Genomic DNA, 9,605 nt, shown 5'->3' on the forward strand with positions numbered 1-9,605 from the left:
ACGCCGAAGTCCAGGAATGAGTCGTTGGCCGATTATAGCGCAAGAGGGCCCACTTTCGATAAACCCTACAAATTTGTAATCTTTCCATCACTTGAGTGATAACCACGGGGACGTAGGAAAGAAGTGATAAGGTCGATTCTTTCAAAATTGTAATCAACCGCTAATCCTACGGTCAGACATGGCCAGTAAGCATAGGCCGCGAACACCAGCACGCTTTCTCTGAAAAAAAAACAGTGGTGTTGATAGACCAACAAGAACAGCCATTGACCATGGAGCAATCATGTCCCGTACTCTATCCATATCCCTCGTGACCCTCTCCGCGCTCACTTGCATCAGCCCACTGGCTAATGCTGCGGAAGCGGAGGAAGGGTTCGTCGAGGGCAGCAAGCTTACGATCCTGAATCGAAACATGTACTTCAACCGTGACAACCGCAACGGTGAAACCGCCCCGGGCGGGGCTGGTTACTCAGAAACCTGGGCTCATGCCATCAACAGCAAGTTTGAGTCGGGCTACACCCAGGGCACTGTTGGTGTGGGCGTCGACGCCTTCGCCATGATCGCCCTGAAGCTGGACACTGGCGATGGGCGCAACGGTGGCCGCAGCTCCTTCGATATGATGCCGGTGGACAGTGAAGGTAAAGCGCGTGACGAATTCACCAAGGTGGGCGGAGCGTTGAAAGCTCGCGCATTCGACACCGAGCTCAAAGTGGGTGACGTCTTTCCGGCGACCCCAGTGGTGGCCTACGGCGATTCACGCCTACTACCCGAGTCCTTCCGTGGCGTGACGATGAGCAACACCAGCTTTGATGGTCTAACCCTTCAAGGTGGCCGCTTGCACGCCATGAGCCAGCCTACCTCCAGCGACATGCGGGACCAGTTCGCCACCTTCTATGCTGGCCCTGTGGACTCGCCTTGGGTTGCCTACGCTGGCGGCGACTACGCGATCAACAAGAATGTCAGCGTGAGTCTCTATACCAGCCGCCTGAAGGATGCTTGGAACCAGCATTACTTTGGTGCCTATCTGACCTACCCCCTGTCCGACGAGTTGACGCTGATCGGTGATTTCAACTACTACAAGGCCGTGGACGAAGGCAAAAAGCTGCTCGGCGAGTTCAACAACAATATTTGGGCGGGCAAGGTTGGCCTACAGTTTGGCGCTCATACCGTCTCTGTTTCTCATCAGCGCAACAACGGCGACGATGATTTCGACTACCTCCGACAGTCGGACTCGATCTTCCTCGATAACTCCATCCAGTACAGCGACTTCAACTCACCCAAAGAGAAGTCCTGGATGGCTCGCTACGACCTCGACATGAAAACATACGGCGTTCCCGGTCTAACATTCATGACCCGTTACGGTCGCGGCAGCGATATCGACTACTCCAATGCCAACGCCGTCTACATGCGCCGCGACGCTGACGGCAATCCACTGACCAACCAGAAGCGCTGGGAACGTGACATCGAAGCTAAGTATGTAGTGCAGTCTGGGCAATTCAAGGATCTGTCGTTCCGTCTGCGTCAAGCGACTACTCGCGCAACTCAGTTCGAATCTGATCTGGATGAGACTCGTCTGATCGTAGAATATCCATTGTCGGTACTTTAGAGAAAAATGACAAATTCTTAATGTTCCATCCATCTTCTCGTTAACAATTAGTCAGTATAGTTTCTGTGCAGCTTGATTTTTGGTTACGCTTTTCGGCATTATCTACGAGCGGTCGAAAGACCGGACTCCACCCTAGAGTTCACCTTTGAAGCTTAATTGCTCCTTTGGAAGAGGTGAATTTATTAGGCGCCCTTATCGGGCGCCTTTTTTTATGCACTAAAATTACCTCCGAAGTGCAGACCTCGAACTTTCGACCAGTCCTGGGTTAGCCCTTGGAAGTATCTCGGCGTACCAGTAGCCGCAACGCATTGAAAACGACCAGCAGCCCCCCCTCGTGGACTTATTCCCAGTCCAAATAAGGCAGTATCGCCACTAGCCCCAGGCAGACGATGGCTTTCACAATTGAGAATATCAACTCAACCCGACAACAGAGCCACATCCGGCACTACGCCCCACATCGCAGAACCTACGCAGGCGTAGGCCATCGCTAGAGCGCCATTAACGCCGTCTCCGGCCATTGCGAGCCGGGGCTGTTGCTTGAGTTTTCGAATAACTTCTACCTTGCCCTCAGGGGCGGTTTCCGACTCTGAGGGCAACACGACTATTGGATTGACGTAGGCGCCTCATAATGTCTCATCATCAGTTCACTCATAACCTCGATGGAACACTTAAATTCGAAGCGCTTGCGTAGCCGAATATTCAGCTCGTAGGCAATAGCCTCCAGATTTTCCTGGCTGTAGACTGAAAGATCGGTGCCCTTGAGCAAGACTGGCGAATCAATCCGTTGATATTCTCGTTACTGCCAGGCAGCCATAGACTTTACGGATCGCAGAAGTAGATGGCCACCTCGGTCTTCTGAGTGTTCTCGGCATGCCGGGCCATCTCGCGACCATGGACGTAGGTCAGGCTCTTACGCGCTACCAGCGGCATCCGATTGAGCGCCGCGCTGAAGCTCGCCAGCACCGAGGTCGCCGTTGCTTCACCAACATCAGGTAGCCACTGCTGCGCTCCACCAAGGTACCCACTGCCGAGGCATTCGCATTGCCTTTGATCAAGTCGCCCTCCCAGTGCCCGGCATCACGCGATCTTCCACCTCCGGTGGTCGCATATGGATGCCGACCCTCTCCGGGACCTGTCCGCGTCGATCCACCCCAGCAGAACGTGGTCGTTGCGTACTCTTGTCCTGGCGCGGACAGATGATCAGCTCCTTCCGTAATTTACCGACTGGCAGAGCATCGATGGCGTTGCAGATCGTCTCGCGACAGACGTAGGCATATCGAAGGCGGGGAATGTTCATGTGGCGCATGCTTGCCGGAAATTTGTTCGGGAGACAATCGCTGACGCAGCGGCGTGGACGACCAGTTCAAAGCGTTCGTTGCCGGGCGCCAGCTTCTTTTGCGAACCGCACCGCAGACGACGTTGGCTTCACGACTGTTGTGCCACTCGGGGCAGATACTGCACGTGTGCGCTGCGATTGCGCTGGATTTCACGGCTGATGGTCGAAGGACTACGATTCAACCGTTGGGTGATCTGGCGTTAGCTCATACCTTCGGCTCTGGGCTAACCTGAATTGTGGATCGTTCTTCAAGGGAGAGTTCGTGGTGTGTCATGGCAGCACCGTAGCGAAAGGCCAAGTGTTGCACTCAATTTTTCCCGCCACCGCCTATTACTGCTGCAATTATGCCGCTACACTTCAGCAATGCACATCAGACGCTCACTGCGTTCGAGGTAACGAGTGCCGGACCACTTGAATATGCTGTTTATCAGTAACGGGTTGTGTAAGCCGTGACGGATAAACCAGTCCTCATGGGTTTTTTTGCCCTTTCCAACCGGAATAATGGTCACCTTACGGGAGACTTTACCGAGAATCTCGTGCATCTGATCGTGGGTGAAGAAGCGAATATTAAACAGTGAGTCACTCTCTTTTTTCGAGTTGAAATAATTAACAAATGACTGATTGTGAGCGTTATGCACGGTAACAATAATTTTTCCCTTGGTGATGCGCACTTGCTCCTGCGCCATCAGATCAATCTCTTCATTTGAAAAATAGCCCCAGAAACCATTGTGATAACTGATATCAAAATGTTTATCCGGGTACTGTAAATTAAAAGCACTCATCACCGAGAAACGATCCTGGAGTACAGGATAGAGCTTTTTGGCCCGCGCGACTGACTCCGGAGAAAAATCAATTCCGTAGCCTTCAACGCCTCGCTTCGTTAGCTGTACGATATCGCGGAAGCTACCGGCGGCGATCTCCAACACCCGCCTCTCATGGTTTTTTCGGACAGCATCAATATAGTAAGCGTGGCGAATATCATTCTGGTAATGGTCAAAAATTTCTTGCCATTTTTGGTCCCAGTCCTCGACCGTAATCAGTTTATCTGACTCGGTTTTTTGGCTCATTTTCTCTATCCTGTGATTGAGGATGCCAGTCTGGATGGGTGCCATTTCGCTACATCTGGATAGCAAATTCTTTTGGCGGCCTCATCGTATGACTCCCTCTTCACGCCCCATCGGCACCTAGGCGCATACCCATCAGTGCACGACAGGCGTGACGGCGCAAGAAACAGCGAAGTGGCTTAGCACTTGCTGTGTTCATCTGCCTTTATGTTTGACTCTGCCACTGGAGAAGTGACCTTCTGCTCTTGAGAAATTTGAGCGCCTCCAGCGAAGTTTTGGCGCATCTGTTCCATCTTGGCAAAGGTGCGATCACCGCCACTCTCGGCCATTGCAAGAGAAGAAGCAGCAAAAGCAGCAATTGCCAAAAGAGTTTTGAACGATTTCATATATTGGTCCTTGCTAATATTTTTCCGCCACTTGACGGTTTGAGCATTGTGCTCAAGGACATAGTAGCCAGAGCATACTGTTGGGAGGCTGAAGCCAAAATTACATTTTAGTAATCTCTCAGCCGCCACTTAGGGAAACTGAAGAAGACTTCCTGTTTCTGGTGAAATACGCCGATCCTGTTGCCCGAGTTTTTCGATGAAGCAGTTGACCTTCGCCGACGCCGAGTACGCCAGCAAGCGTAAGCAGACCCGCAAGGAGTTGTTCCTGATCGAGATGGATCAGGTGGTGCCGTGGAAGGGATTAGTGGCCCTGATCGAACCGCACTACCCGAAGGGTGAAGGGGCCGTCCGGCCTATCCGTTGATGGCCATGCTACGCGTGCATCTGATGCAAAACTGGTTCGGCTACAGCGATCCGGCGATGGAGGAAGCGCTCTACGAGACCACCATCCTGCGCCAGTTTGCTGGGCTGAGCCTGGAGCGTATTCCAGACGAAACCACGATCCTCAACTTCCGTCGCCTGCTGGAAAAACATGAACTGGCAGCCGGCATCTTGGGCGTGATCAATGGCTATCTGGGGGATCGAGGTCTGTCGCTGCGCCAGGGCACCATCGTCGATGCCACGCTGATCCATGCGCCGAGTTCGACCAAGAACCAGGACGGCAAGCGTGACCCGGAAATGCACCAGACCAAGAAGGGCAACCAGTACTACTTTGGTAACCGTCCGGGCATCCCGTCTGGTTCGACCTCGCCAAGCTAAGAGATAGTGTCCATCTAATTATCGTGGACACGATCTCAAGGCTCTCATGCAGGAAATCAGGCAACGACGTTCTTATTCCAAGGCTTTCAAGGCGCAAATTGTGCAGGAATGCAGTCTGCCTGATACCTCGGTTGCCAGTGTGGCCCTGAGCCACGGCATCAATGCCAATGTGGTTCATCAATGGCGAAGGTTGGCGGCCTGCCAAGCGTCGACCGAAACACTACCTGCATTTCTGCCGTTAACGCTGGAGCCGCCCAGTCAATCAGTGGTTTCCGGTCGGGCAGAGATCCGTATCGAGATTCCGCATCGCCGTACGACCTTGACCGTGCATTGGCCGGCAGCAGATGCCGAAGGGTGTGCCCGGTTCATGCGTGAGCTGTTGCAATGATCCGCATTGACACCATCTGGCTCGCCACTGAGCCGATGGACATGCGCGCCGGCACTGACACCGCGTTGGCGCGGGTGCTGGCCGTGTTCGGTGCGGCAAAGCCGCACTGTGCTTACCTGTTTGCCAACCGCCGCGCCAACCGCATGAAAGTCCTGGTGCATGACGGCGTGGGTATCTGGCTGGCTGCGCGGCGCTTGAACCAGGGCAAATTTCACTGGCCAGGCATCCGGCACGGCACGGAAGTCGAACTCGACACCGAGCAACTTCAGGCCTTGGTACTCGGTCTACCCTGGCAGCGGGTCGGTGCAGCCGGCGCGATCACAGTGCTGTAGCACCCGCCATTAGCCCATTAGTTTATCTGCGCTGACCGCCGGCTCTGGCACAATCAGCGGCATGACCTCCTCGCCCAACCTCGACCAGATGACCCCTGACCAATTGCGCGCACTGGCCGCGCAGTTGATGTCGCAAGTCGATTCGCTGGGCCAGCAGGTCGACACGATGGGCAAGAAGATCCAGCGCATCGAAACGGTCAACGAACAGCTGACCCACGAGATCGCTCTGCTCAAACGTCACAAGTTCGCCAAACGCAGCGAGGCAAATGGTGACGCTATTTGCCCTGTCGAATCTGTGGATGGCCCGCCGACATTTGCTGGTCAGCGCAGGAGAGGTGCGCCTGTAATGCGGAAAATGGCTGCTGCGAGGTGCTCGCAGCAGCCAAAAGCATGAAACAAGCGACGGACTTGATCGTATTTTGACCTGCCGTCGTTTTTGAAATCGCTGATGGTGAAGCGCTCAGGAAATGTCGGGCTACTTCAGACCATCCTTAGACGCTCTGCACGCGACCCCCAAACACGCTGAGTTCCGCTTGCACACAGTTATGTTCAATATCACTCGACAGCCATGTCCATTTCAGGACTCAGTGTTCCGAACCAGGCAACGAGACTGACGATGACGATCGCCACCGCGAACTCAAGAATGATACTGCGCTGTAGCGCATTGATTGCAGGAGCATAACTACCAGTCTGCAACGACCGATCTAGCAAAGGACTGAGGTGATAGCGGTTTGCTGCTGCAAGCACCAGCATCGCAACAAAGAGCGCAACCTTGATTGTCAACAGAAAACCGTAGGTGCTCTTTACCAATCCACCAATTTCCGGACCAATTATTAGCACGTAATTAGCGATACCAGTAACTGTCAAGCTAATAACGATCAGAGCTCCTGCCGTCTCGAAACCTGTGAGCGTTCGCGACAACAAGCGGAGATGCTGCTCACCTTCAAGTTTCTTGGAGCGGAGTAGCAATACGAAGGCTACCAAGGCACCCAGCCATCCTCCTGCACCGAGAAGGTGGACAATGTCGCTGGTAAAATGCACATAGCGCAAGATACCTTCATCCATAGCGCCGTGCCCTGTCCAGGCCAAGCTAGCAAGGGCGATAGCACCTAGTGCGGATACTGCCAGCAGACTCAATGTTGGCGCACGCTTGTTGAACAGGGCGGCAATCGCAGCCAATACGAGGGCCGCGACCCTGACTATCCAAGTCAGGCCGACATCGGTACCCGTTATGATCATCTCTAAAATATGGCGATGTATTTCGGAGAAGTTGGAAACACCGCTCATCACCTTAGCCATCTGTAGCATTGCAGCTACAGATAGCAAGGTACCGATCAAGGCGGCCCACACCAATATCGACTCGAAGTTGAATACCGCCCCGCTGATCCGTTCTTGTCCCTTAAGGCTGTACAGGCCGAACAACGCCAAACCGAAAAGCATAATCAGGTCAACATACAGGGCGAAGCGTAGAGCGATAGTGACGGGGTCGCCCATGACTTACTTCACCTTGAAGGTTACAGCGCCAGTAATCGGGTGCGTATCAGAAGAAACGGCCCGCCATTGGATCTTATAAGTACCGGTGGTGAGAGGAGCTGCCGGCGTGATGAGCATCACTTTCGGATCGGTGCTGCCCGAGACAGCAGCCTTCACGCCCATGGGGGAGGAGTGAGACATGCCAGGCATTTCAGTCATGACGAGCTTGGCGCCAGAGAGCTGAGTCAGCAGCGTTTCCGAGAAGTGCAATTCGATCTTGGCCGGAGCCTCGACGACACTCCCCTCAGCAGGCGAGGAGGAAAGCAGCTTGGGGTGTGCCTGGGCTGCCGCACTCAGCAGCATTCCCGCGCCGAGCGCAGCCATGACGGCGAACGTTTTGAGATTTTGCATGCAAGACTCCTCGCGGCTTAAACCGCTATGTTTATTTAGGAAGAAACACAGAAGGGGTGAAATAGCCTGTTAGAACCACATACGTACACCGAGGACCAATCGCGCCTCGCTGGAGTCATCCCCCTCTTCGCGGGCGTAGTCTGCTGTTTTTCCGTAGAGGTGGTTCCAAGTGACGCCTATGTAGGGCGCGAACTCTCGGACGATCTCATATCGAAGCCGCAGTCCGATTTCTGAATCCGAGATGCCGGACCCGGTACCGCGTTGCGGGTCATTCCGGCCGTAGAGGTTCACTTCGGCCGTCGGCTGAAGGATCAAGCGATTGGTCAAGAGGATGTCGTAATCCCCTTCGAGCCTCAGAGCGCTTTGGCCACCTTCCCCCAGGAACGCAGTTGCCTGGGTTTCGAAGTCATACAGGGCCAACCCCTGGATACCAACGGCTGCCCAGGTTTGTGGCGAACCAGGTTTGAAGTCCTGTCGCACGCCGCCGACCACATCCCACCAAGGGCCGATGGAGTGTCCCCACAGGGCCTGCAGTTCGGCATTCTCGGTAACCCCATTGACTCGCTCGCCTTCGGAGCGCAGCCATAGGCGATCGATATTGCCGCCGACCCAACCGTTGGCTTCCCAACTGAGGGCACTACCTTGATCCGCGTCCTGCCACTCCAACTTATCTATGACGAACAGGGAGTTAAGTGCTTGTCCCATATGGTGGTCCATGCTGCCTTTGTACACAGCGGCACGATCAGCATCGGTTAGCACAGGAATTGGCGTACGGCTTTCCGTTGGGGCAGCGGGCTGCATCCCTTGCATATCGGAGTAGTCCGTATCCTGCATCTGGGAATGATCCATCCCTTGCATCTGGGAGTGGTCCATGCCCTGCATCTGGGAGTGATCCATACCCTGCATCTGGGAGTGGTCCATTCCCTGCATCTGAGAATGATCCATCCCCTGCATCTGGGAGCCGTTCATGCCTTGCATCGGCTCTTCAGCACGGGCGCCTGTCAAAGGGAGCAAACTCATCCCAAGGATTGCAATACCAGCCAAAACGGGGCTGCGGGTCTGTTCGAGGGCCATGCTGTTCTCCTATTCCTGCACTCGCACTTCACGGAACATGCCCAGCTCCATGTGATACATCAGGTGGCAGTGATAGGCCCAGCGACCGAGCGCGTCGGCCGTTACGCGATAGCTGCGCTTCGACCCCGGCGGCATGTCGATAGTGTGCTTTCTCACCATGAAGTTGCCCTGTTCATCCTCCAAATCACTCCACATGCCATGTAAATGGATGGGGTGCGTCATCATGGTGTCGTTAACCAGGGTGATACGAACACGCTCGCCATACTTGAGGAGTAGCGGCTTGGCATCAGCGAACTCAATGCCATCGAACGACCAGGAGAACTTCTCCATGTGGCCGGTCAGGTGAAGCTCGATGGTTCGGGATGGGATTCGTCCGTCAGGGTCATCGAATGTGCTCTTTAGATCGGCATAGGTCAGCACGCGCCGGCCATTGTTGCGCAAGCCAATACCTGGGTCGTTGAGCTTTGCTGTAGGGCTCATAGTCTGCATGTCGACCAAGGGGTTATTGGCTTCGGACGCAGGGTGGGATTGCATTTGTGCCCCCATTCCCTGCATCTGGCTGTGGTCCATGCCAGCCATGCTGCCATGGTCCATGCTGGACATATCCATACCGGCCATGTCGCCATGATCCATCCCGGACATATCCATGCCCGCCATGTCGCCATGATCCATCCCGGACATATCCATGCCCGCCATGTCGCCATGATCCATCCCGGACATATCCATGCCCGCCATGCTCCCATGGTCCATGCCTCCCATCCCCATATCGTCCATGGTGA

General features: G+C 54.5%; 9 protein-coding genes and 3 pseudogenes. 5 read left to right on the plus strand and 7 right to left on the minus strand.

The genetic code is table 11. The features are described from left to right. Positions 1-280: 280 nt before the first annotated feature. Entirely contained in the window at positions 281-1,603 is a 1,323-nt protein-coding gene (locus tag MJ122_RS27890) for an OprD family porin (RefSeq protein WP_239746952.1), read from the plus strand. Between the two features lie 601 nt (positions 1,604-2,204). On the opposite strand, the pseudogene MJ122_RS27895 reads toward MJ122_RS27890, so the two are convergent. The 3 genes and pseudogenes from MJ122_RS27895 to MJ122_RS27905 form a co-directional block, all read right to left on the minus strand. Next, a pseudogene (locus tag MJ122_RS27895) lies at positions 2,205-3,213 on the minus strand (IS30 family transposase). A 76-nt stretch (positions 3,214-3,289) separates the two neighbouring features. After that, positions 3,290-4,006, minus strand: coding sequence for a class I SAM-dependent methyltransferase (locus tag MJ122_RS27900; protein ID WP_239746953.1), 717 nt, complete (start codon positions 4,004-4,006; stop codon positions 3,290-3,292). Between the two features lie 176 nt (positions 4,007-4,182). Beyond that, positions 4,183-4,389, minus strand: a complete 207-nt coding sequence (locus MJ122_RS27905; protein ID WP_239746954.1) for a co-regulatory protein PtrA N-terminal domain-containing protein — start codon at positions 4,387-4,389, stop codon at positions 4,183-4,185. Positions 4,390-4,585: 196 nt separating this feature from the next. Here MJ122_RS27905 and MJ122_RS27910 point away from each other — a divergent pair. The 4 genes and pseudogenes from MJ122_RS27910 to MJ122_RS27925 all read left to right on the plus strand — a co-directional run. Beyond that, a pseudogene (locus tag MJ122_RS27910) lies at positions 4,586-5,106 on the plus strand (IS5 family transposase); the annotation flags it as partial. Positions 5,107-5,194: 88 nt separating this feature from the next. Further along, positions 5,195-5,536 carry a transposase gene (locus MJ122_RS27915; protein WP_239746955.1) on the plus strand — a complete coding sequence of 114 codons (342 nt, stop codon included), beginning with the start codon at positions 5,195-5,197 and terminating at the stop codon, positions 5,534-5,536. Next, positions 5,533-5,868: an IS66 family insertion sequence element accessory protein TnpB gene (gene tnpB / locus MJ122_RS27920; protein ID WP_239746956.1), complete on the plus strand. Its 336-nt coding sequence runs from the start codon at positions 5,533-5,535 to the stop codon at positions 5,866-5,868. The genes MJ122_RS27915 and tnpB overlap by 4 nt, the downstream gene beginning before the upstream one ends. 61 nt (positions 5,869-5,929) lie before the next feature. Continuing rightward, positions 5,930-6,130 (plus strand): annotated as a pseudogene (locus MJ122_RS27925) (IS66 family transposase); the annotation flags it as partial. A gap of 293 nt (positions 6,131-6,423) precedes the next feature. Here MJ122_RS27925 and copD read toward each other — a convergent pair. The 4 genes from copD to MJ122_RS27945 all read right to left on the minus strand — a co-directional run. Continuing rightward, positions 6,424-7,362: a copper homeostasis membrane protein CopD gene (gene copD / locus MJ122_RS27930; protein ID WP_239746957.1), complete on the minus strand. Its 939-nt coding sequence runs from the start codon at positions 7,360-7,362 to the stop codon at positions 6,424-6,426. A 3-nt stretch (positions 7,363-7,365) separates the two neighbouring features. Beyond that, positions 7,366-7,752, minus strand: coding sequence for a copper homeostasis periplasmic binding protein CopC (gene copC, locus MJ122_RS27935; RefSeq protein ID WP_239746958.1), 387 nt, complete (start codon positions 7,750-7,752; stop codon positions 7,366-7,368). 69 nt (positions 7,753-7,821) lie between these two features. Continuing rightward, a complete protein-coding gene (locus MJ122_RS27940; protein ID WP_239746966.1) occupies positions 7,822-8,706 on the minus strand; it encodes a copper resistance protein B in 885 nt (294 codons plus the stop codon). A gap of 129 nt (positions 8,707-8,835) precedes the next feature. Beyond that, positions 8,836-9,605 (minus strand): multicopper oxidase domain-containing protein (locus MJ122_RS27945; RefSeq protein WP_239746959.1); only part of this gene is annotated, 770 nt, incomplete at its 5' end.

The organism is Pseudomonas sp. DP-17, from assembly GCF_022380625.1.
Classification (GTDB): Bacteria; Pseudomonadota; Gammaproteobacteria; order Pseudomonadales; family Pseudomonadaceae; genus Pseudomonas; species Pseudomonas nitroreducens_A.